The sequence below is a fragment of the Stenotrophomonas maltophilia genome (assembly GCF_039555535.1).
Lineage (GTDB): Bacteria > Pseudomonadota > Gammaproteobacteria > Xanthomonadales > Xanthomonadaceae > Stenotrophomonas > Stenotrophomonas maltophilia_Q.
Genome location: NZ_CP154630.1, coordinates 4,127,394 through 4,148,318, shown reverse-complemented (window position 1 = coordinate 4,148,318; position 20,925 = coordinate 4,127,394). Strand labels below are relative to the sequence as shown.

The window sequence follows — 20,925 nt, the reverse complement described above, 5'->3', positions numbered from 1 at the left end:
GGGGTACTGCCACTGGGGAGCGGCAGCCGCGCAGGTATCGACCGGATCCGGTCGCCGGTTGCGTCTGCGGGGATGGGGACGCAACCGGCCACCTCTCTCTGAATGGGGAAGCACGATCACGACGTCTTCACATTTCCCGCTGAACGCGGGCAAATCGTTGTGATTCATGGTGTTAGGGGTTTTAATTCATCCATGACCTGCTAACCTGCGACGATGATTCGACGCACTCTGGCCTGCATGCTCACCCTCGGCCTGGTCGCCTGCGCGACCCAGCCGAAGTCCCCACCGTCTTCGCCCCAGGCCAGCAGTACGCCGCGCCAGCCCGCCACCAAGGCCCATGGCCCGGCCGAGGCAGCACCTGAAGCTACCGCAGCCACCGCGCCGCCGGTCGATCTCACCCCGGTGCCGTTCGAGACCGCGCGGGCGCGCTTCATTGCCGATACCGCCAAGCGTTATGGCCTGAAGCCGGAGCAGATCAGCAGCGTGCTCGACCAGGCGCAGGTGCGCCAGGCGATCATCGCCGCGATGTCGCGCCCGGCCGAGCGGGTCAAGCCGTGGAACGAATACCGGCCGATGTTCATCAGCAAGGCACGCATTGATGGTGGCCGCGCGTTCCTGGCCGAACACCGCGCTGAACTGGATCGCGTGCAGCAGCGCACCGGCGTGCCGGCCGAAGTGATCGTGGCGATCATCGGCGTGGAAACCAGCTACGGCAAGAACGCCGGCAGCCATCGTGTGCTCGATGCGCTGTACACGCTGGCCTTCTATTACCCGCGCAGCGGCGATCCGGCCAAGCTGGAACGCGAAGTGCGCCGCGAGCTGTTCTTCCGCGATGAGCTGGCCAAGCTGTTCGAACTGGGGCGCGAAGAAAAGCTCGACATCACCACGCTCAAGGGCAGCTATGCCGGTGCGATGGGCATGGGCCAGTTCATGCCGTCCAGTTACCTTGATTACGCGGTGGACGGCAACGGCGATGGCCGTCGCGACCTGTTCAACAGCTACGACGACGTGTTCTCGTCGATCGCCAACTACTTCGTCAAAAAGGGCGGCTGGGTGCGTGGCGGCCAGGTGGCCGTGCCGGCCACGCTGGCGCCGGGCCGCGATGAGTTCAACCCGACCGAGTGGATGCCCACCTGGTCGCTGGCCGACCTGGCGCAGCGTGGCTACCAGCCCAGCGCGCCGGTGCAGCCGGGCGCCACCGCCACTCCGATCACGCTTGAAGGCAGCACCGGCAAGCAGTACTGGCTGGGCTTCCAGAACTACTACGCGATCACCCGCTACAACCTCTCGAAGATGTACGCGATGGCCGTGTTCCAGCTGTCCCAGGCCATCGCCGGACAGGAGCTGCCCCCGGCATGAACATCAGATGGCTGGTCCCGAGCTTGATCGTCCTCGCGCTGGCGGCCTGCAGCAGCGCGCCGAAGAAGCCGGCCACGGCCGGTCATGGTGGCAAGTCCAGCGGCACGCTGGTGCAGGGCCGCGGTTCGCGACCGGCGCACTGCCCGGAAGGTTCGCCCTATGCGGCAGCCAAGGAAGACCTGAGCACCCGCGGCAACTACACTGCCGGTGGCCTGTACAAGCCCGGGGTGAAGGACAGCACGCCCACCTACATTCCCAACGTGGCCTGCATTCCCGAGCCGGAAGTGACCGCTGAGGAACGTTCGGCGATCGGCAACAAGTCGCCCTACGTGGTGCTGGGCAAGTCGTACAACGTGCTTGACGACACCCGCAACTACGTCGAGCGCGGCACCGCGTCGTACTACGGCGCCAAGTTCCATGGCCGCCTGACCTCCAACCGCGAGGTCTACGACATGTACCAGTTCACCGCCGCGCACAAGACGCTGCCGCTGCCCAGCTTCGCCCGCGTGACCAATCTGGACAACGGCGAGTCGGTGATCGTGCGCGTCAATGATCGTGGCCCGTTCCATGATGGCCGCGTGGTCGATCTCAGCTACGCCGCCGCTGTGCGGCTGGGCATCACCCAGCGCGGTACCGGCAACGTCGAGGTGCGCGCGCTGCAGCCGGGTGAGAGCAACCTGATGGCGCAGAAGCCGTCGCGTCGCGAGCGTCGCGCTGCTGAAGCCGCCGCCGCCGTGGCCAGTGCGCGCCCGGTGCCGGCTCCGCGTGCTTCCACCGACAGCGACATCGATCGCCTGGTCAACCGCCTGCCCACCGATGGCGCCCCGGCGCGTGGCCAGCCGGCCACCACCCAGGGCGTGGCCAGCACCGTGCCGGACGTGGCGGTCAGCAGCCTGCCGCCGAGCGCGCCGCCGGTGCGCAGTACGGCACCGGCATCGGCCGTGGTGGCCAGTGCTGCCCCGCGCGCGGTGGTACCGGCACCGGTGCGTGCCACCCCGGCCGCACCCAGCCTGTCGCAGCAGGTGGTCGGCGCGGTGATGGTGCAGGTCGCCAGCTTCTCCAACCGCGACAACGCCAACCGCGCGATGGGCCAGCTCAGTGCCGCCGGCATCGTGGGCGCGACCATCAGCGACATCGCCGCCGGTGGCCGTACCCTGTTCCGCCTGCGCGTTCCTGCCAGCGACCATGCCAGTGCTGCGGAACTTGTCGGTCGCATCGCCGGTCTTGGCCTGGGTTCGCCGCAGATCGTCAAGGATTGATCCGCCCGGGCCGGTGCTGCCGGCCCATGCTCCCCCGGCCTTACAATGGCCGTTACGTTCCACCCTCCATTCCCGGCCGTCCCCTGGAGCCTGCTGTCCAATGAATTTCCGTTCCGCCGCCACCGCCCTGGCCGCCACCCTGGTGGTGGGCCTGGCTTCCGCCCAGACGCCGCTGCCGACTCCGGCCACGCCGGCGCCCGCCGCTGCCGCTGCCGCCCCGGCCACCGTCGCCACTCCGCCGGCCCCGGCGCCGAGCGTGTCCAAGGCCTGGGTGCTGATGGATTACGCCACCGGCCAGGTGCTGGCCGGTGAAAACGTCCACGAGCAGCTGGCCCCGGCCAGCATCACCAAGGTGATGACGTCCTACGTGATCGCCGCCGAGGTCAAGAACGGCAAGGTCCGTGCAGATGACCAGGTGATGATGAGCGAGCGCGCCTGGCGCGAAGGTGGCGCCGGTACCGACGGCAGCTACAGCGGCTTCCCTGTCAACCAGACTGCACGCCTGGAAGACATGGAAAAGGGCATGGCGATCCAGTCCGGCAATGACGCCGCGATCGCCCTGGCCGAACACGTGGCCGGCAGCGAAGAAGCCTTTGCCTCGCTGATGAACAGCTACGCCGCCAAGATCGGCATGAAGGACTCGCACTTCGTCAACGCGCACGGCCTGACCGCGCAGGGCCACCACAGCACCGCGTACGACCTGGCACTGCTGGGCCGCGCGATGGTGCGCGATTACCCGGAAACCTACGCGTACAACAAGATCAAGGAATTCCAGGTCGGCAACATCAAGCAGCCGAACCGCAACCTGCTGCTGTGGCGCGATGGCAGCGTGGACGGCATCAAGACCGGCCACACCTCCGAGGCGGGCTACTGCCTGATGAGCTCGGCCCAGCGTGGCGACCAGCGCCTGATCGCGGTGGTGCTGGGTGGTGCGTCTGAGAAGCAGCGTGCCGATGACAGCCTGGCCCTGCTGAACTGGGGCTTCCGCTTCTTCGAGACCCATCGCCTGTACGAGCCGGGCAAGGCCGTGGCCGAGCACAAGGTCTGGAAGGGCACCACCGACAAGGTGCAGCTGGGCGTGGCCCAGCCGATGCTGGTCAGCGTGCCGCGCGGCCGCTACAACGACCTGAAGCCGAGCATCGACGTGCCCAAGACCCTGGAAGCACCGTTCACCGCTGGCCAGCAGGTCGGCACCGTGAAGGTCAGCCTGGATGGCAAGGTCATCGCCGAGGCACCGCTGGTGGCCGTGGCTGCCGTCGAGCAGGCCGGCTTCTTCAAGCGCCTGTGGGACAGCTTCTGGATGTGGTGGGAATCGGAATGATCCACGCCCCGGTGTGGTGAAGGAAAAGGCCGGCAAATGCCGGCCTTTTTTCTTCTCTCCTTTGGAATCGCGATGCAGGCTTGAATGGAGAACCTTGAAGCTTCAGGGGGTCTGCTGCTGGATGTACCGGTAGGCACGCTCAGCCAGTGCCTCGGTCTCGGCCGAACACAGGTGGGCGCGGCCGTCGTTGACCACGCCCATGCTGTTTACCCCCACGACGACTCCATGGCCGCTGTCGAAATCGAAGTCTTCCAGTACCGGTCCTCCGCTGGAGCCCGGGCCCTGCACGCAGGCAAGGCCCCACTGAAGAATTTTCTCCGAACCGAAGGGTCGACACGCCGAAAGTTCAACACGTGCAGTGGCGCAATAGGCCAGTTGCTGGCCGGTGTATTCGGGATTTCCGAATTCGTACCAGGGCGTCGGGGGGATGAGGCCGATGCCATTGGCTGAAACGGGGTAGCCGAACGTAACGCGGGGACCGGCTGCGGGTCGCTCATCGAAGCGGATGGCCTGGCTGCCAGCGTGGCGCGCCGGTCCTTCGCCGGATGCACCGGTGTGGGTCTGCAGGAAACTGGTGTCGAGTGCGCCGGAAATCGAGGCCTGCGGTGCGACGATCCGCCGTATTGGGTACCTTCCCAGCGGGGCAGTGCCATTCTCGAAATATGGTGCGAAGAGAAGGTGGTGGCTCCAGTGGACCGCACCTTGCTCGTCCAGCTGCGCAAGGCAATGCCACGCTGTCACCAGGATGTCGCCACCAAGGCTGTCGACCACGGTGGCGGTGCACGAAGCGTCCTTGCCATCCGGGCGTGTCAGGAAAAGCCGCCCGACACCCACAGGGTGTGGTCCTGTGCCCCGCCACGGGTCACCGTCGGTCTGCAGAGGATCCTGCCCCGGCGGCTTGATGGGAGCGTCTCCCTTGTCGGGCACAGCAGCCAGTCTTTCGTTCGTCCAGTAGGCGAGGATCTCTTCCTGGGAGGTCTCCATCCAGTGTTCAACCAGATCGCCAGCCGACGCAGTGGTCGGGAATGTGGCGCATGCGGTGATTGCTATACCCGATGCCATGCGAAACGCATGTCGGTGTTGGTGCATGACAGGCCCTCTGCTCGGAGTGCTAACAGAGATAGCGTGGCGCCAGCGGTAGTGCCATGAGACAAGTTGTACTTTCAGCCCACTTCGTCGATGGCCTGTGATCGGGTGGACCCTTTCGAGGCTCAACGCGGCCTGGAGGTCACCTGTTTCGGCCTTTGCCTGGGCAATGCCGCCGGGTCATGCCCGGCGGACGATGTGCCTTATGCAGCGAGCGGCGCAAACCGGTGTGCCGACCAACGGTCGGCACCCACCCGCTTCACCATCAGCCCCTCGCTTACAGCGAGCGGCTGATGGTGAAGCTGCCGAACACCGGCGACTGGCGCTGGCCATTGAACTCGCGGGTGCTGTGGTAGCGCGCCACTGCGAACTTCCAGCGCCCGCGCATCACTGCGACGCCGTAGCCACCCTGGGCCACCACGTGGCGCTTGTCCACGCTGTGGCTGTTGCGGAAGGTGTTGCCGTCCAGGGTGATGTCGCGGATCACCCATGCCGCATCGGTGGTCGCGAACAGGTGCCAGGACCAGCCGCTGGGGCGGCCGCCACGGGTCGGCGCGGTGTTCTCGCCGGCCGGGCGCAGCGGCGTGCTGCCGAAGTCGTCTGGCAGCTTCCAGCCGAAGCGCACTTCGCCACCGGCGTTGGCCTTGGTTTCCAGGTTGCCGATCGCACCACCATAGTGGCTGATCGCATCCCAGCCCCAGCCGCCGGCATTGACGCTGGCATCGGCCGGCCAGCGGCGCATGCGCTCGTGGGTGAGCATGAACACCGGCTCGTTGTGCAGCTGGTTGTCCCAGCCTTCGAATTTCTTGTCGCCCAGGATGTTGTGCACGGCATCCTGCACCTGCTTGCCCTGTGCCCACGGCCCGACCACGCCCACGGCCAGCTGGGTGGTCTGCAGGCGGTCGCCGCTGCGTGCGTTGAAACCGAAGCTGACCAGCAGCACGCCGGCATACGGGCGGTCATCCTCGATCAGGTCGCGGCGGGTCGGGTCGGTCGGGGTGAAGATGCCCTGGCCGATGCTGAAGATCATGTTCTGCTGCTCGAACCTGCCCGGGTGCAGGCCTTCCAGGTACTGGTTCACCCAGCGCGCCATGCGCGGCAGGCAGGGGTCGTCGGTGTAGTCGACCAGGTTGGGCGAGACCAGGGTCAGCTGCGCGCCGTTGGTATAGCCCTGGTCCTGGTGGCGGCCACCAAACAGGTCGTTGTCGACGCGGAAGTTGACCTGCGGCGGGTGGTCGCGCATCGCGTCCGGGCCACATTGTTCGGCCGCCTGGGCGACAAGGGGGAGGGGGGCGGCCAGCAGGCCGGACAGCCCGAGGACTGCGACGCTACGCATGGATGGAATGCTCATGGGGAAGGGGGCGGTTGTCTGTCGATTTATGCAACGACACGGTACGCGTGAGTACGTGGCGGAACGAGCGCTTTCCGATCACTTGTCTGTTCCGAAAACAACATTGTCCGGCGGACACAATTCGTTACATGCGTGCGATCGGTGCCATGGCCGGATCCGGCCCGCAGCGCGCCGGTTCCAGTCAGCTGGCGTTTGGCCACCAGGGGCGCCGCCGCTCGCTGCAACGCAGCGGCTCGCCCGTGCCGCCTTTGACTTTGATGAATACTCTTGGGTTTGTTGCCCTGCGGCCCGATAATGGGTCCATGGAAATCAAGTCCGACAACCCCGACCACGGCTTCCAGTTCCCCGGCCAGTTCGAGCTCAGCGCCATGGGCCCGGCCAACCGCGGCCTGGAACATGAGCTCCCCCGCCTGCTGCTGGCTGCCGGCATCGATGTCGTCAATGAACGCATCAGCTGGAAGCATTCTTCCAACGGCAAGTACGTGTCCGTCCGCATCGTGTTCAAGGCCGAGAGCCGCGAACAGTACGACCTGGCGCACCAGGCGCTGCGCGACCACCCGGAAGTGAAGTGGACGCTGTAGCCGACAGCTGCTCGGCCGACGCCGCCCCGGAAGACCGTGCGCCGCGTCCGGCGGTGGTCCGTGACCTCGGCCGCCAGGCGTACGAGCCGGTGTGGCGTGCCATGCAGCGCTTCACCGACCAGCGCAGCGACACCGATGCCGACGAACTGTGGGTCGTCGAGCACGACCCGGTGTTCACCCTGGGCCAAGCCGGCAAGGACGAGCACGTGCTGGCGCCGGGCGACATCCCGGTGCTGCATGTGGACCGTGGCGGCCAGGTGACCTATCACGGCCCCGGCCAGATCGTGGTCTACCCGTTGCTGCGCCTGCCGCGGCTGGGCATCGGCGTGCGCGACTACGTGTGCCGCATCGAACAGGCCATCATCGATACGCTGGGCGAGTGGAACATCGGTGCCGAACGGCGCGAGGGCGCCCCGGGTGTCTATGTCGGTGGCGCCAAGATCGCTGCACTCGGCATCCGCGTGCGTCGCGGCTGCACCTTCCATGGCCTGGCCTTCAATGTGGCCATGGACCTGGAACCCTTCCACCGCATCAATCCCTGTGGCTATCAGGGGTTGCAGGTGACCTCGGTGGTAGACTTGGGCGGCCCCTCCGGGATGGAGGCCGTCAAGCCGGTGCTGCTGGACCACCTGGCCCGCCAGTTCGGCCTGCTGCTGCGGCACACCCCCGAACTGCCCGATCTTTCTGCGGCCGCCTGACCGCTCCCCGGAACTGCCATGACTGAAACCACCGCCCGTTCCATTCCCCTGCAGATCGTGCAGGGCGACTCCCCGTCCGCCGCGCCTTTGCAGGCCGGGGTCAAGCAGCTGGGCGGTGACAAGATCAACCGCTCGCCGGTGCAGTTCGCCGATGCGCCGGTGCTGCGCAAGCCGTCCTGGATCCGCGTGCGCATTCCTTCGGGCAATGCCGTGCAGAACCTGAAGGCCAAGCTGCGCGAGAACCGCCTGGTGACCGTGTGCGAGGAAGCCAGCTGCCCGAACATCCACGAGTGCTTCGGCCACGGCACCGCCACCTTCATGATCCTCGGTGAGGTCTGCACCCGGCGTTGCTCGTTCTGCGACGTGGCCCACGGTCGCCCGAAGCCGCCGGATGCCAACGAACCGGCCAGCCTCGGCCAGACCGTGGCCGACATGGGCCTGAAGTACGTGGTGGTGACCAGCGTCGACCGCGATGACCTGCGTGACGGTGGTGCCCAGCACTTCGTCGACTGCATCACCGCCATCCGCGAGAAGTCGCCGGGCACCCGCATCGAAGTGCTGACCCCGGACTTCCGCGGCAAGGGCCGCATGGAGCGCGCGCTGGAGATCCTGGCGCAGAACCCGCCGGACGTGTTCAACCACAACATCGAAACCGTGCCGGACCTGTACCGCAACGTGCGCCCGGGTGCGGACTACCAGTGGTCGCTGAACCTGCTGAAGAACTTCAAGGCGCAGCACCCGGAGGTGCCGACCAAGAGCGGCATCATGCTGGGCCTGGGTGAAGACTTCGAACAGATCAAGGCCACCATGCGCGACCTGCGCGCGCACGACGTGGACATGATCACCATCGGCCAGTACCTGCAGCCGACCGCGCACCACCATCCGGTGCTGAAGTACTGGACCCCGGAAGACTACAAGGCGCTGGAAGACTACGGCTACGCGCTGGGCTTCAGCCACGTGGCCTCCGGCCCGATGGTGCGCTCGTCGTACCACGCCGACGTCCAGGCCAAGGGCGCAGGGGTTTCCTGACGCCCAGCCGGTGGGGGGATTGTTTCCTGTGGGTGCGAACCTTGGTTCGCACGCCTCTGCCTGCCGTAGAGCCGAGCCCCATGCTCGGCTGCTTTCGGTCGCACAGCCGAGCACAGGCTTGGCTCTACAGGGCCGGCCCAGCCTTCGCCTGCATTCACAATTTGCTACACCGGCCCCGCTAGGCTGGTTTTCCACCGGATGTGGGCGGGTGACAAACCCGGCAACTTTCGGCACTGTCGTGGTGTCTGAACACCACGCAGTCTCCCCCTTGGCAAGGCGCCTTCGAGCACTTCAATGAAATTCAAAGCCCCCGCATTCCTGATGGCCCTGGCGCTGGTCGCGCCGCTGGCGTTGGCGGCCAAGGCCGACTCGCCGGCATTGCCCGCCGCGGCAACCGCCGATCAGGTGACCACCTCCAAGCTGGTGTACGGCCTGCTGTCCGACAGCCGCTACGCCTACCGCCCTCGGGCGCTGGACGAGGCCACCTCCAAGGACGTGTTCAAGCGCTATCTGGAAACGCTGGACGGCGGCAAGCAGTACTTCACCCAGGCCGATGTGGCGCGCTTCGCACCGTTCGAGGCCAACATCTCCTCGGCCATCCGTGGTGGCGAGCTGGAGCCGGCGTTCCAGGTGTTCGCCGTCTACAAGCAGCGCGTCGGGGAGCGCGTGGCCTATGCGCGCAAGCTGCTCAAGCAGGAGCCGGACTTCACCACCGACGAACGCTTCGAGTACGACCGCAAGAAGGTGCCGTGGGCGGCCAGCAGTGCCGAGCTGGATGAGCTGTGGCGCAAGTCGGTCAAGAACGACTGGCTGCGCCTGAAGCTGGCCGGCAAGAAGCCGGATGACATCCGCAAGACGCTGGACAAGCGATACGCCACGCTGGAAAAGTCGGTCAATGAACTGAAGGGCGAGGACGTCTTCCAGTTCTTCATGAATTCGTACACCAGTGCGGTCGATCCGCACACCGATTACTTCACCCCGCGCACCGCCGAGAACTTCAACCAGGCGATGTCGCTGTCGCTGGAAGGCATTGGCGCGCAGCTGCAGCGCCAGGACGACGTGGTGGTGATCCGCGAGATCATCGCCGGTGGCCCGGCGGCGGTAGACGGCACGTTGAAACCGGGTGACCGTATCGTCGGCGTTGGCCAGGGCAAGTCCGGCCTGGTCGAGGACGTGATCGGCTGGCGCATCGACGATGTCGTGGCCAAGATCCGCGGCGCCAAGGATACCCAGGTCAAGCTGGAGTTCATCCCGGCCGCCGAGGGTGCCGACGGCAAGCACCACACGCTGGTGCTGACCCGCCAGAAGGTGCGCCTGGCCGAACAGGCTGCCAAGGGCGAGACCATGACCATTCCGGCCGCCAATGGCGAACCGGCGCGCAAGATCGGCGTGATCAAGCTGCCGACCTTCTACCAGGACTTCGAAGGCCGTCGCCGCAATGCGGCCGACTATGCCTCGGCGACCCGTGACGTGGCCAAGCTGCTGGCCGGTTTCAAGAACGACAAGCTGGATGGCGTGGTGCTGGACCTGCGCAACAACGGTGGTGGTTCGCTGGATGAGGCGATCGAACTGACCGGCCTGTTCATCGAGCAGGGCCCCGTGGTGCAGGTGCGTGAGTCCGGTGGCCGCGTCACCGTCAACAGCGACCGCAACCAGGGCGTGGCGTGGGACGGCCCGCTGGCGGTGCTGATCAACCGCGGTTCGGCCTCGGCCTCGGAGATCTTCGCCGGTGCCATCCAGGACTACGGCCGTGGCCTGGTGATCGGTGAGACCAGCTTCGGCAAGGGCACCGTGCAGAACATCGTCGACCTGGATCGCTGGCCGAGTGGCGAGACCCAGCGCTTCGGCCAGGTCAAGCTGACCATCGCCCAGTTCTTCCGCATCAGCGGCAGCAGCACCCAGCACAAGGGTGTGGTGCCGGATCTGGCCTTCCCGGCCAGCGTCGATGCCACCGAGTTCGGCGAGAGCACCTACGACAACGCGCTGCCGTGGACCCGCATCGCTGCCGTGCCGCACACCCAGTACGGCAATTTCGCGCCGCTGCTGCCGAAGCTGGAAACCCGCCATGACGCGCGCATTGCCGCCGACAAGGAATTCCAGTGGTGGAACGAGGACGTCCAGCAGTTCCGCACCGAGGCCGCGAAGAAGTACATCTCGCTCAACGAGGCCACCCGCCGCGCCGAGCGTGAGCGCCAGGACACCCAGCGCAAGGAGCGCCAGGCGATGCGCAAGGAACTGGGCCTGGCCCTGGACCCGCTGGCCGATGACAGCAACGACGACGGCCTGACCGGCAACGAGCGCGACATCGTCAAGGATGCCGCGCGCGAGAAGGCTGCCGAGAAGCGCCCGGACCCGCTGCTGCGCGAGTCGGCCTCGATCCTGGCCGACGCGGTGAACCTGCTGGCCAACGACCGCCCGCTGTCGGCGCAGGTGCTGCCGCAGTCCACCGGTGCCGGCCGCTGGGCTGACTGAGCCGGCAGGACGCGTGTATACCCGAGGGGCCGGCATTGCCGGCCCCTCTTCGTATGGGGACCTGATCCCGGTAGCGCCGGGCCATGCCCGGCGCTACCGGCGCATGAACCGGGAACAACGTGGGCGGTGTTGTCGACCTGCCGCACACGGTGGCGGGACTACCCTTGGCGGTACCGTCCTCGCAGGAGTACCCATGCGGGCCTCCCGTCTTTCCAGCGTTGCCGTGGCGCTGTCCGGCGCCCTGATCCTGTCGGCCTGTGGTGGTCGTGCCGCAGACAGCACGCTGCTGCGCGAATCCTTTGATTCCAGCGATACCTTCTCGCGCACCGTCAATGGTCGCCCGGGGGATGAGTGCGAGGCTGCGCGGCGCACCCTGCTCAGCCAGGGCTATGCCATCGCCCGTTCCGACACGGCGCAGGTGGAAGGCAACAAGAATTTCCAGCCGCGCGAGGACGACCATGAGCAGCTGGTGCTGCGCATTTCCTGCGCACCACGGGGGAACCAGACGCTGGTATTCGTCAGTGCCGTGCAGGATCGCTATGCGTTGAAGAAGAGTCCGACTTCGGCCAGCGTCGGTGTTGGCGCGTTGGGTTCGGTGTCGCTGCCGTTCGGCAGCAACGACGACTCGCTGGTGAAGGTGGCCAGCAGCACGGTCACCGATGCCGAGTTCTATCGCCGCTTCTTCCAGCGCCTGCAACAGTACCTGCCATCGGACACCGGCACGCCTGCGCCTCCCGCGTCTGCAACTCCCGAACCCCCACCGGCCAGCACGGACCAGGGTTGATTGTGCGCGGTAGATGGATGGCCGTGGCCCTGCTGCTGCCTGCGCTGGGCGCGACAGCCACGCCGCTGGACTGTACACAAGGGCTGCTGCAGCGCCTGGGCTGGCACTTCGAAGCACGCGCGATCAGTGCACCGCAGGTGCATGGTGGTCCTGTGTGCACGCGCGCGTCGCTGCCGGAGGCACAGGCGGCGGGCGATCTGCGCGTGCAATGGCCGGTGGACATGCCCGCTGTAGCGCGCAAGGCGTTGCTGCAGCAGGTGCTGGACGATCCAGCTACGGTTTGCGCCTACGCCTTCCAACTGGGCGCCGCCACGCAACGTGCCGCTAGTGCACTGCAGGGCAATCCAGGATTCCGTTTCTCTGGCCTGCAGCTCGGTTGGATCGGCTTCGGTCTGCACGGCGCACAGGTGCAAGGTTGGCAGCGCACGCGAAGCTTCGGCCGTGGTTTCGCGCCCACTGCGGGCAACAGCCAGGCGCTGCAGGCGTTCTACAGCGGCAATGTGCGCGCCGAATGCGGGGTCGGTCGCCAGGTCGCTCAATTGGCCACCCAGCGCGAACTGTATGGCGACACGGCATTCGATGCTGAATTCGCCGCAGACGAACTGTCGATCGGCACCTTCCTCGCATTGCACGAGACCGACAGCATCCTGCTCGGCGCACATGCGGGTGATCTCTTCGCCGATGGCAAGGCGATACGCACATCGGCGATGGGCCGGCAGGCCTTCGTCGGCGTGCCTGGTTTCATCGAACATGTGTACGACAAGGGCACGCTGGACGACCTGAGCAACCAGGCCGAGAACTTCGTGGTGGTGTCGGTGGGCGAGGAGGCCGCGCAGGCCCTGGCTGCGCACGGCGGCCTGGCCTGGTACGACCAGCGCAATGTCGAACTATGGAAACTCGCGCAGGACATCCCGCGTATCGGCCAGCGCTACTTCGAGCGCCTGCTGTTCGAGCGCGATCCGGACCTTCGTGCACGGCTGGAACCGCGCTACCACGCCACGCTGGCACGCATGGACCAGCTGCTGGACGATCCGTTCTACCAGCAGTTCGTGATCTATGTGCACCCACGCGGTATACGTCCCATCGGCTACCACATCGCCCGCCTGCTCGACCGCAACCCGAGAACTCCGTTTTCGATCGACCTGGCAGTGCACAATCTGCATACCACGCTCTACCGGCGTTGGCGCGAGGCGCAGCTGCGTCACTGCGCGGCTACCGGCAGGCCAGGCAGCCTGACCCTAGACCCCAACTGAAGGTGAAACAATGGATATTGCAATGATCGGCCTCGGCCGCATGGGCGCCAACATGGCCCAGCGCCTGCATCGCGGCGGCCACCGCGTGGTCGGCTACGACCCGGGCGAAGGCGCCCGCCAGCGCGCCGCCGAGGCTGGCCTGGAGGTGGTTGATTCGCTGGCCGCCGCGGTTGCCGCGCTGCCGGTGCCACGCGTGGTGTGGCTGATGGTGCCGGCCGGCGAAACCGTCGACCAGACCCTGGGCCAACTGACCCCGCACCTGGCCGAGGGTGACATCGTCATCGACGGCGGCAACTCCAACTACCAGGACTCGATCCGCCGCGCCAAGGCGCTGGCCGAGGATGACCTGGGCTACGTGGACTGCGGCACCAGCGGTGGCGTGTGGGGCTTGCAGGAAGGCTACAGCCTGATGGTCGGTGGCGAAGCGCCGGTGGTGGAGCAGATCACACCGCTGCTGCGCACGCTGGCACCGGCCGAAGATCGCGGCTGGGCACGTGTCGGACCGTCTGGCGCCGGCCACTTCACCAAGATGGTCCACAACGGCATCGAGTACGGAATGATGCAGGCCTATGCCGAAGGCTTCGCGCTGATGGAGCGCAAGCAGGAGATGGAGCTGGACCTGGCGCAGGTGGCCGAGGTGTGGCGCCACGGCAGCGTGGTGCGTTCCTGGCTGCTGGACCTGAGCACCGAAGCGCTCAAGCGCAATCCCTCGCTGGATGGCATCGCGCCATACGTGGAGGATTCCGGCGAAGGCCGCTGGACCGTGGCCGAAGCGATCGCACTTGATGTGCCGGCACCGGTAATCACCCTGTCACTGCTGGAGCGCCTGCGTTCGCGCGAATCCAATTCGTTCACCGATCGCCTGCTGTCGGCGATGCGCAATGAATTCGGCGGCCACGCGATCAAGAAGTCGTAGGCACTGCGGTGGGTTCGGAGCCCTTTCCGTAGGAAAGGGCTCCGAACCCATCAACCCATTACTGTGTCGACCAAGGTCGACACCTACCAGATCCGATCCAGTGCCGACCAACGGTCGGTACCCACCCACAGCAGCAGGTTCCAATAGCCCGCAGGAAACTGTCGAAGGCGGGGTGGCTCAGGTTGCGGGGGCGTGAGCGCCAGGGATGGCGCGACCGAGGCTACATGGACGTACTTGCGCCGTCCCCCGCGGCCTGAGCCACCCCGCCATCTCACGGATAGCTTGCTTTTGACGTTGCCGTTGCCGTTGATTCGGCAGGTGCAGGGCGCAGCCCTGCCGATCATCCCAACTGCATCCGCCGCCCCTCGCGCGCGCTGTCCATGCCAGCCTGCAGCAGCCGCATCAGCTGCAATGCCTGCACCGCGCTGACCGTCGCTTCGCCGTCGCCGTGCATCGCCGCGGCGAACTGTGCATACAACCGCCGGTAGTCACCCGGGAGGTTGTCGATCGTTGTCCGCTGCACGTTGTCTTCGGCGTCGCAGCGCACCAGCTCGCCATGCCGCGGGTCGATGCCCCAGCCGGGTGCACCGGGTGCAACACCACGGCGCAGTTGCGCTTCCTGCACATCCAGGCCATGTTTGATCCAACTGGCCTTGCTGCCATGCACGTTGAAGCGTGGTGTGGGCGCTGCCACCAGAGAACCGGAATGCACGATCGCGCGATGCCGTGGGTAGTGCAGCACGGCGTGGAAGTAATCGATGCCGCTGCCGCCATCGCGCTGCACGGCCAGGTCCGCGTCGATCGCTTCGGGCCAGCCGAACAGCACCAGCATCTGGTCCAGCAGGTGCGGGCCCAGGTCGTACCACAGGCCACTGCCGGGACCATCCTGTTCGCGCCAGCGGTCGCGTACCTGTGGACGGTAGCGATCGAAGTGCGCATGGCACTCGGCAATGTCGCCCAGCGTCCCGTCCGCAAGCAGCGCCTGCAGCGTGAGGAAGTCGGCATCGAAGCGCCGGTTCTGGAACACGGTGGCGATGCGTCCGGCATCGCGTGCCGCAGCCAATACCGTTTCCGCTTCGGCCACGTCCAGCGCGAACGGCTTGTCGACCAGCACATGCTTGCCCGCAGCCAGTGCCGCGATTGCCAGCGGCGCATGCTGTTCATTCGGCGTGGCGATCACTACGGCATCCACGGCCGGATCGTCGAACACCTCCTGCGGCGTGGCACGCACGTGCACGTCGCTGAACGCGCGCAGCAGCGTGTCGCGTTGCGAACTGACGATGCTGTGCAGTGCCAGGCCCGGTGTGTGCTGGATCAGCGGTGCGTGGAAGACACGGCCGGCGAGGCCGTAGCCGATCAGGGCCAGTTGCAGGTCGGGGCGCATGACAGAGCTTCGGGAGTGGGAAGGGCAGGGTAAACGACGCGGGGTCACGAGCCCAAGCTGAACGGTTGTCGTTGCCGATGCCCCGATTCACGGCGGCATGACCGCAACGCCACGCCTGCTCCACGTCTGCTTGTCCAGACTGGCAGCACATTCCGAAGGAGTACGACACGATGAGCAATACCACCCGCACGCTGATTGCTTCTGCCCTGACGCTGGGCCTGGCGCTGTCCTCCTCGGCCGCGTTCGCCAAGGATCCGGCTGCAAAGAGCCCGCCGACCAGTGCGCATCCGGCGACCCATGCTGATCGCCACGATTCCAACGAGCCGGTGACCGATACTTGGATCACCACCAAGGTGAAGGCCGACCTGCTTGCCAGCAGCAACGTTCCGGGCACCGAAATCAAGGTGGAAACGGTGAACGGCGTGGTCAGCCTGAGCGGTGCCGTGGCCACCCAGGCAGAGAAGGACAAGGCGGTCACCACCGCCAAGGGCATCAAGGGCGTGACCCGCGTTGATGCTGCCGCGTTGAAGGTCAGCGCTGCCGCCAAGCGCTGAGCCCTATCGGGCGCCCCAAGCGGGGCGCCCGCCGCCATGTAGAGCCGAGCCCATGCTCGGCTGCCTTTGGGTTCGAGCCGAGCGTGGGCCCGGCTCTACAGGTGTGATTGCCAACCCGTTCAGCCAACCGGGCCGGAAAGCCCAGTGTTGTGACCGCCTGCGCTATATTGCCGGTTCCGCCGCAGCTGGGCAGGTCCCGGCCGACGCTCCGCGGCCGTGCTGAAGAGGAACTATGGCGCTGGTTTTCAGTGACGACATCTGGGACCGCTGGCGGTTGCCGGCCTTGGCACTGGCGGCTGCCGCGATCATCGCGGTGCCGTGGTTGACCCTGCGCAAACTGCAGCAGGACAACGATCAGGCGATGGCTTGGGTGAACCATACCCAGGCCGTGAGTGTGGCCCTGCAGCAGCTGCAGGCCGATGTGCGTGACGTCGAGTCGGCGGCGCTGACCCTGTCCAAGGGCGTGGACGCACCGGGCCTGCGCGAGCGTATGGCCAGGGCCAACGACATCCCCGGGCGCCTGGCGGAGCTGGGCCGGATGACCCGCGACAATCCCGACCAGCTGATCCGGATCGGCCGCATCGAATCGATGCTGGAAGGGCGCATGGCACTTGCCCGTGAGCTCGCCAGATCCGAGCCCAACAGCGACCAGCGCGAACTGGTGCAGGATCTCAGCACGCGCTACCCGATTCGTGGACTGGTTGAAGAACTGCAGGACAGCGAGCAGAAACTGCTGACATTGCGTGCCGAGCAGGCCGCGCGCCAGCGCAAGCAGACCGAGCTGGTGTCGTGGAGTTCGCTGGTGGTGCAGCTGGCGCTGCTTGGTCTCGTGCTGTGGCTGCTGCAGCGGCAGATCGGCCGCCGCCTGCATGCCGAACGGCAGTCGCTGCGCTCGGCCGCACGCGCCGCCTCGGTGCTGCAGACCGTTCGTGAACCCATCGTGCTGCTCGACGGCGACCTGCGCGTGCAGCTGCATAACCCGGCCTTCGCCGAGTTGTACGGGCTTCAGGACGAGCGTGCCGATGGCCTGTTGCTGGAAGCCGTCGGTGACGGCGCCTGGAAGGACGCCGTAGTGCGCCAGCGCCTGTCCGACGTGCTGCTGCGCGGTCGCGAACTGTGGGATTTCGAGCACGAACAGCGCACTGCCGATGGCATGGCGCGCTACATGCTGCTGAACGCGCGCCGCATGCCGTTGCCCGATACCGATGACGAAGTGGTGCTGATGACGGTCAGCGATGTCACCATGCAACGTGCAGTCCAGCTGCGCGTTGAAGAGCTCAACCGCCAGCTGGAAGGCAAGGTCGCTCAGGTATCGGAGGTCAATCGTGAGCTGGAGGCCTTCAGCTACTCGGTGTCGCACGACCTGCGTGCACCGTTGCGCCACGTGGCCGGTTTCTCCGACAAGCTGTCGCGCCACCTCGGCGACCAGGCCGATGACAAGAGCCGCCACTACCTGGACGTGATCTCCAGTTCGGCCCGGCGCATGGCGGCATTGATCGACGACCTTCTGGTCTACTCGCGGCTGGGCCGCGCGGCGATGCGCCAGCAGGCGGTGGACATGCAGTCGCTGGTGGCCGATACCCGCGCCATGCTCGATGCCAACCTGCAGGCCGAGGCCGAGAACAGCGGCCATGCGCACCAGGTGGAGTGGAGCATCGCGCCGCTGCCGATCGTGGTGGGCGACGAGAACATGATCCGCCAGGTCTGGCTGAACCTGCTCGGCAATGCAGTGAAGTATTCGGGCAACCGCGAGCCGGCGAAGATCCGCGTGGACTACCAGCCGCAGCCCGATGGCGGTCATCAGTTCACGGTCAGCGACAATGGTGCAGGCTTCGACATGGCGTACGCCGGGAAACTGTTCGGCGTGTTCCAGCGCCTGCACAAGGCCAGCGACTACCCCGGTACCGGTATCGGTCTGGCCAGCGTGCGCCGCGTGCTGACCCGCCATGGCGGCCGTATCTGGGCCGAGGCCGAACCGGACGTCGGCGCCACCTTCCACTTCTACCTGCCTCCCGCGATCGACGCGGACAAACAAGGTCCCTCTGCATGACGACTCTGCGCACCATTCTTCTTGCCGAAGACAGCCCGGCCGATGCCGAGATGGCGATCGATGCCCTGGAAGAGGCGCGTCTGGCCAACCCCATCGTGCACGTCGAGGATGGCGTGGAAGTGATGGACTACCTGCTGCGCCGCGGCGCCTTCGCCAACCGTGAGGAAGGCCTGCCGGCGGTGCTGTTGCTGGATATCAAGATGCCGCGCATGGATGGCCTGGAAGTGCTGCGGCAGATCCGCGAGCACGAAGAGCTCAAGCGCCTGCCGGTGGTGATCCTGTCGTCCTCGCGCGAGGAAAGCGATCTGGCCCGGAGCTGGGACATGGGCGTGAATGCTTACGTGGTCAAGCCGGTGGACGTCGACCAGTTCTTTGGTGCGGTGCAGACCCTGGGCAAGTTCTGGGCGTTGATCAACCAGGCACCGGAACTCGAGTGAGCCCATGCCCCTGACCGGTCCCGCCCTGGGGGCGCTGCGCATCCTGCTGGTGGAGGACTCACCGGAAGATGCCGAGCTGATGTCCGAACAGATGCTCGAGGCGGGCCTGGAGGCCCGCTTCGAGCGTGTCGAGAGCGAGGCCGAGCTGCGCCAGGCGCTGGCCGCGTTCCAGCCGGACATCGTGCTGTCCGACCTGAGCATGCCGGGGTTCTCCGGTGACGATGCGCTGCGCATCGTGCGCGAGACCTCGCCGGAAGTGCCCTTCATCTTCGTCTCCGGCACCATGGGTGAGGAGAACGCGGTGGCGGCGCTGCAGAAGGGTGCCAATGACTACATCATCAAGCACCTGCCGGCGCGCCTGCCCTCGGCGGTGGCGCGTGCGATCCGCGATGCACGCAGTGCGATCGAGCGCGCACGGGTGGAAACCGAGCTGATGCGTGCACAGCGCCTGGAAAGCCTGTCGCTGCTCGCGGCTGGCCTCAGCCACGACCTGCGCAACATCCTGCAGCCGTTGCTGATCATGCCGGACCTGTTGAAGGCGCGTACCGACGATCCGCAGCTGCACCACCTGGCCGATGTCATCGCCGAGTGCGGTCGCCGTGGCCATGAGATGGCCGAATCGATGCTGTCGTTCGTGCGCGGTTCGCGCAAGCCGAGCGAGCGCATCGAGATCGATGGCCTGTTCGATGCGGTGGCTCTGCTGTTGCGCAGCAACGTGCCCGACGCCGTGCGCCTGGAGCTGCAGGTGCAGGACGAAGGCCTGGTGGTCGATGCCAACTACACCGAACTCCAGCAGGTGATGCTGAACCTGGCGCTCAATGCGATCCAGGCGATGCCCAAGGGCGGCCGCCTGAGCCTCACCGCCAGCCATGCAGGCCAACGCGATGGCGTGGACTGGATGCATATCCGCGTGGCCGACGAAGGCATCGGCATGGATGCGGACACGCTGTCGCACCTGTTCAATCCGTTCTTCACCACCAAGGCCGATGGCACCGGGCTGGGGCTGATTTCCTGCAAGCGCATCGTCGAAGGTGCCGGCGGCAGCATTCATGTCAGCAGCCAGCCGGGGCAGGGCACCTGCTTCGAACTGCGCCTGCCGATGCACGAAGCCATCGACGGCGGCGAGCCCATCGAGCAGCTGGTGGCCTTGGGCAGCGGCCAGTCGATCCTGGTGGTCGATGGGGAAGCCACGCGCCTGTCGCTGCTGGGCAATGCGCTGTCCAGCCAGGGTTACCAGCTGCAGCTGGCCTCTGACGGCCCCGCCGCGCTGCGCTGGATGCAGCAGGAGGCGATGCCTGCGCTGGTGATCGCCGATGCAGGCTCCAAGCTGCTGCCGGCCAGCCAGCTGCTGGGCGAGATGGCCACGCTGGGCTATCGCGGCCCGGCACTGGTACTGGAGGACCCTGCAGTGCCCGTCGCGGCCGATGCATTCCCGGATGGCGTGGAGGTGCATGTGCTGCACAAGCCGCTGCAGATGCAGCAGGTGTTCCGCGCGGTCGCCGAAGCGCTGGGGTGATGCCGTTGGGGTTCTGTAGAGCCGAGCCCATGCTCGGCTGCTGTTCGCATTGACCTCGACAGCCGAGCGTGGGCTCGGCTCTACAGGGCGGTTTCCCACGGGAAGCGTGGCAGGGCGTCCACCGCCTGTTCCAGGCGCCGTGACCAGTTCTGGTGGATATCGGCATACAGCGCTGAATCCGCACCCAGCCGCAGTTGCTGGCCGATGCGCAGCTCACCGCCGCGCACCAGCGCCAGGTCGATCGGCAGGCCCACCGACAGGTTGGAACGGATGGTCGAGTCCAACGAGACGATCGCCGTGCGCGCCGCGTCCTCCAGGCGGGTGGCCGGGCTGAGGATGCGGTCGAGGATCGGCTTGCCGTACTTGGACTCACCGATCTGCAGATAGGGCGTCTCCGGCGAAGCAGCGATGGCGTTGCCGAGTGGATAGACCATGTACAGCCCCGGCCGCTCGCCGGCGATCTGGCCACCGAAGATCAGCGTGGCCTGGGTGTTGACCCCGTCATGGCCGTGCTCGCTGTGGCTGCTGTGCACCTGGCTGTCGACCAGCAGCTGGCCGACATACTCGGCAGCCTCGAACAGGTGGGTCATGTCGCGCAGGTTGGGCGTGCGTCTCTCGTCGGCGTCGCGCCCCAGGCGCGACACCAGCAGCTGGGTGGTGGCCAGGTTGCCGGCCGCCATCAGTACGTAGGCTGCCTGGCCGGGGTACTCGAACACGTGCAGCTTGCGGTGCACGCGCACATCGTCCAGCGAGGCATTGGTCCGGGTGTCGGCAGCGAAGACCAGGCCCTCGTCCACCTCGATTCCAACGCAATAGGTCATGTCGGTGCCCTATCATGTGCGTCCCGGATTGTAGGCAGGCCGCCGTGACGACGG

At 66.5% G+C, this 20,925-nt stretch carries 18 protein-coding genes; 14 read left to right on the top strand and 4 right to left on the bottom strand.

Features of this window, described 5'->3' with window-relative positions; genetic code table 11:
* Positions 1-213: 213 nt before the first annotated feature.
* From mltB to AASM09_RS19070, 3 genes are all read left to right on the top strand, one after another.
* A complete protein-coding gene (mltB, locus tag AASM09_RS19080; RefSeq protein WP_049432845.1) occupies positions 214-1,359 on the top strand; it encodes a lytic murein transglycosylase B in 1,146 nt (381 codons plus the stop codon).
* A complete protein-coding gene (locus AASM09_RS19075) occupies positions 1,356-2,618 on the top strand; it encodes a septal ring lytic transglycosylase RlpA family protein (protein ID WP_049432842.1) in 1,263 nt (420 codons plus the stop codon). Before mltB ends, AASM09_RS19075 begins: the two co-directional genes overlap by 4 nt.
* 100 nt (positions 2,619-2,718) lie before the next feature.
* Entirely contained in the window at positions 2,719-3,939 is a 1,221-nt protein-coding gene (locus tag AASM09_RS19070; protein WP_049432839.1) for a D-alanyl-D-alanine carboxypeptidase family protein, read from the top strand.
* A 102-nt stretch (positions 3,940-4,041) separates the two neighbouring features.
* Here the strand turns inward: AASM09_RS19070 and AASM09_RS19065 are convergent, their stop codons facing one another.
* Positions 4,042-4,923 (bottom strand): trypsin-like serine peptidase, encoded by an 882-nt coding sequence (locus AASM09_RS19065; protein WP_049432837.1) that lies wholly within the window; start codon positions 4,921-4,923, stop codon positions 4,042-4,044.
* Positions 4,924-5,302: 379 nt separating this feature from the next.
* Positions 5,303-6,376 carry a lipid A deacylase LpxR family protein gene (locus tag AASM09_RS19060; protein WP_100443684.1) on the bottom strand — a complete coding sequence of 358 codons (1,074 nt, stop codon included), beginning with the start codon at positions 6,374-6,376 and terminating at the stop codon, positions 5,303-5,305.
* Positions 6,377-6,678: 302 nt separating this feature from the next.
* On the opposite strand from AASM09_RS19060, the gene AASM09_RS19055 reads away from it, so the two are divergent.
* From AASM09_RS19055 to gnd, 7 genes are all read left to right on the top strand, one after another.
* Positions 6,679-6,957, top strand: coding sequence for a YbeD family protein (locus tag AASM09_RS19055; RefSeq protein ID WP_005411067.1), 279 nt, complete (start codon positions 6,679-6,681; stop codon positions 6,955-6,957).
* Positions 6,945-7,655, top strand: coding sequence for a lipoyl(octanoyl) transferase LipB (gene lipB, locus AASM09_RS19050; protein WP_100443683.1), 711 nt, complete (start codon positions 6,945-6,947; stop codon positions 7,653-7,655). Before AASM09_RS19055 ends, lipB begins: the two co-directional genes overlap by 13 nt.
* 18 nt (positions 7,656-7,673) lie before the next feature.
* A complete protein-coding gene (gene lipA / locus AASM09_RS19045; RefSeq protein ID WP_049429374.1) occupies positions 7,674-8,684 on the top strand; it encodes a lipoyl synthase in 1,011 nt (336 codons plus the stop codon).
* 294 nt (positions 8,685-8,978) lie between these two features.
* Positions 8,979-11,156, top strand: a complete 2,178-nt coding sequence (locus tag AASM09_RS19040) for a carboxy terminal-processing peptidase (protein WP_049429375.1) — start codon at positions 8,979-8,981, stop codon at positions 11,154-11,156.
* Positions 11,157-11,349: 193 nt separating this feature from the next.
* Positions 11,350-11,940, top strand: a complete 591-nt coding sequence (locus tag AASM09_RS19035; RefSeq protein ID WP_049429376.1) for a DUF2242 domain-containing protein — start codon at positions 11,350-11,352, stop codon at positions 11,938-11,940.
* A gap of 17 nt (positions 11,941-11,957) precedes the next feature.
* A complete protein-coding gene (locus AASM09_RS19030) occupies positions 11,958-13,193 on the top strand; it encodes a hypothetical protein (RefSeq protein WP_100443682.1) in 1,236 nt (411 codons plus the stop codon).
* Positions 13,194-13,203: 10 nt separating this feature from the next.
* Positions 13,204-14,109 (top strand): phosphogluconate dehydrogenase (NAD(+)-dependent, decarboxylating), encoded by a 906-nt coding sequence (gnd, locus tag AASM09_RS19025; RefSeq protein ID WP_049429378.1) that lies wholly within the window; start codon positions 13,204-13,206, stop codon positions 14,107-14,109.
* 340 nt (positions 14,110-14,449) lie between these two features.
* Here gnd and AASM09_RS19020 read toward each other — a convergent pair whose 3' ends face one another.
* Positions 14,450-15,493, bottom strand: a complete 1,044-nt coding sequence (locus AASM09_RS19020) for an oxidoreductase (RefSeq protein ID WP_049429379.1) — start codon at positions 15,491-15,493, stop codon at positions 14,450-14,452.
* 170 nt (positions 15,494-15,663) lie between these two features.
* Between AASM09_RS19020 and AASM09_RS19015 the strand changes: the two genes are divergently transcribed.
* The 4 genes from AASM09_RS19015 to AASM09_RS19000 all read left to right on the top strand — a co-directional run bounded on the left by AASM09_RS19015 (position 15,664) and on the right by AASM09_RS19000 (position 20,050).
* Positions 15,664-16,047: a BON domain-containing protein gene (locus AASM09_RS19015; protein ID WP_049429380.1), complete on the top strand. Its 384-nt coding sequence runs from the start codon at positions 15,664-15,666 to the stop codon at positions 16,045-16,047.
* 232 nt (positions 16,048-16,279) lie between these two features.
* Positions 16,280-18,097 carry a sensor histidine kinase gene (locus AASM09_RS19010; RefSeq protein ID WP_049429381.1) on the top strand — a complete coding sequence of 606 codons (1,818 nt, stop codon included), beginning with the start codon at positions 16,280-16,282 and terminating at the stop codon, positions 18,095-18,097.
* Positions 18,094-18,534: a response regulator gene (locus AASM09_RS19005; RefSeq protein WP_005411057.1), complete on the top strand. Its 441-nt coding sequence runs from the start codon at positions 18,094-18,096 to the stop codon at positions 18,532-18,534. Before AASM09_RS19010 ends, AASM09_RS19005 begins: the two co-directional genes overlap by 4 nt.
* Positions 18,535-18,538: 4 nt before the next feature.
* Positions 18,539-20,050, top strand: a complete 1,512-nt coding sequence (locus tag AASM09_RS19000; protein ID WP_049429382.1) for an ATP-binding protein — start codon at positions 18,539-18,541, stop codon at positions 20,048-20,050.
* Between the two features lie 80 nt (positions 20,051-20,130).
* On the opposite strand, the gene AASM09_RS18995 is transcribed toward AASM09_RS19000, so the two are convergent.
* Positions 20,131-20,871: a 20S proteasome subunits A/B gene (locus AASM09_RS18995; protein WP_049429383.1), complete on the bottom strand. Its 741-nt coding sequence runs from the start codon at positions 20,869-20,871 to the stop codon at positions 20,131-20,133.
* Positions 20,872-20,925 lie beyond the last annotated feature (54 nt).

Bases quoted from the DNA above. Each gene is read 5' to 3' on its own strand.
- mltB (WP_049432845.1), top strand. From the start codon at position 214: ATGATTCGACGCACTCTGGCCTGCATGCTCACCCTCGGCCTGGTCGCC.
- AASM09_RS19075 (WP_049432842.1), top strand. From the start codon at position 1,356: ATGAACATCAGATGGCTGGTCCCGAGCTTGATCGTCCTCGCGCTGGCG.
- AASM09_RS19070 (WP_049432839.1), top strand. From the start codon at position 2,719: ATGAATTTCCGTTCCGCCGCCACCGCCCTGGCCGCCACCCTGGTGGTG.
- AASM09_RS19065 (WP_049432837.1), bottom strand. From the start codon at position 4,923: ATGGAGACCTCCCAGGAAGAGATCCTCGCCTACTGGACGAACGAAAGA.
- AASM09_RS19060 (WP_100443684.1), bottom strand. From the start codon at position 6,376: ATGAGCATTCCATCCATGCGTAGCGTCGCAGTCCTCGGGCTGTCCGGC.
- AASM09_RS19055 (WP_005411067.1), top strand. From the start codon at position 6,679: ATGGAAATCAAGTCCGACAACCCCGACCACGGCTTCCAGTTCCCCGGC.
- lipA (WP_049429374.1), top strand. From the start codon at position 7,674: ATGACTGAAACCACCGCCCGTTCCATTCCCCTGCAGATCGTGCAGGGC.
- AASM09_RS19040 (WP_049429375.1), top strand. From the start codon at position 8,979: ATGAAATTCAAAGCCCCCGCATTCCTGATGGCCCTGGCGCTGGTCGCG.
- AASM09_RS19035 (WP_049429376.1), top strand. From the start codon at position 11,350: ATGCGGGCCTCCCGTCTTTCCAGCGTTGCCGTGGCGCTGTCCGGCGCC.
- AASM09_RS19030 (WP_100443682.1), top strand. From the start codon at position 11,958: ATGGCCGTGGCCCTGCTGCTGCCTGCGCTGGGCGCGACAGCCACGCCG.
- gnd (WP_049429378.1), top strand. From the start codon at position 13,204: ATGGATATTGCAATGATCGGCCTCGGCCGCATGGGCGCCAACATGGCC.
- AASM09_RS19020 (WP_049429379.1), bottom strand. From the start codon at position 15,493: ATGCGCCCCGACCTGCAACTGGCCCTGATCGGCTACGGCCTCGCCGGC.
- AASM09_RS19015 (WP_049429380.1), top strand. From the start codon at position 15,664: ATGAGCAATACCACCCGCACGCTGATTGCTTCTGCCCTGACGCTGGGC.
- AASM09_RS19010 (WP_049429381.1), top strand. From the start codon at position 16,280: ATGGCGCTGGTTTTCAGTGACGACATCTGGGACCGCTGGCGGTTGCCG.
- AASM09_RS19005 (WP_005411057.1), top strand. From the start codon at position 18,094: ATGACGACTCTGCGCACCATTCTTCTTGCCGAAGACAGCCCGGCCGAT.
- AASM09_RS19000 (WP_049429382.1), top strand. From the start codon at position 18,539: ATGCCCCTGACCGGTCCCGCCCTGGGGGCGCTGCGCATCCTGCTGGTG.
- AASM09_RS18995 (WP_049429383.1), bottom strand. From the start codon at position 20,871: ATGACCTATTGCGTTGGAATCGAGGTGGACGAGGGCCTGGTCTTCGCT.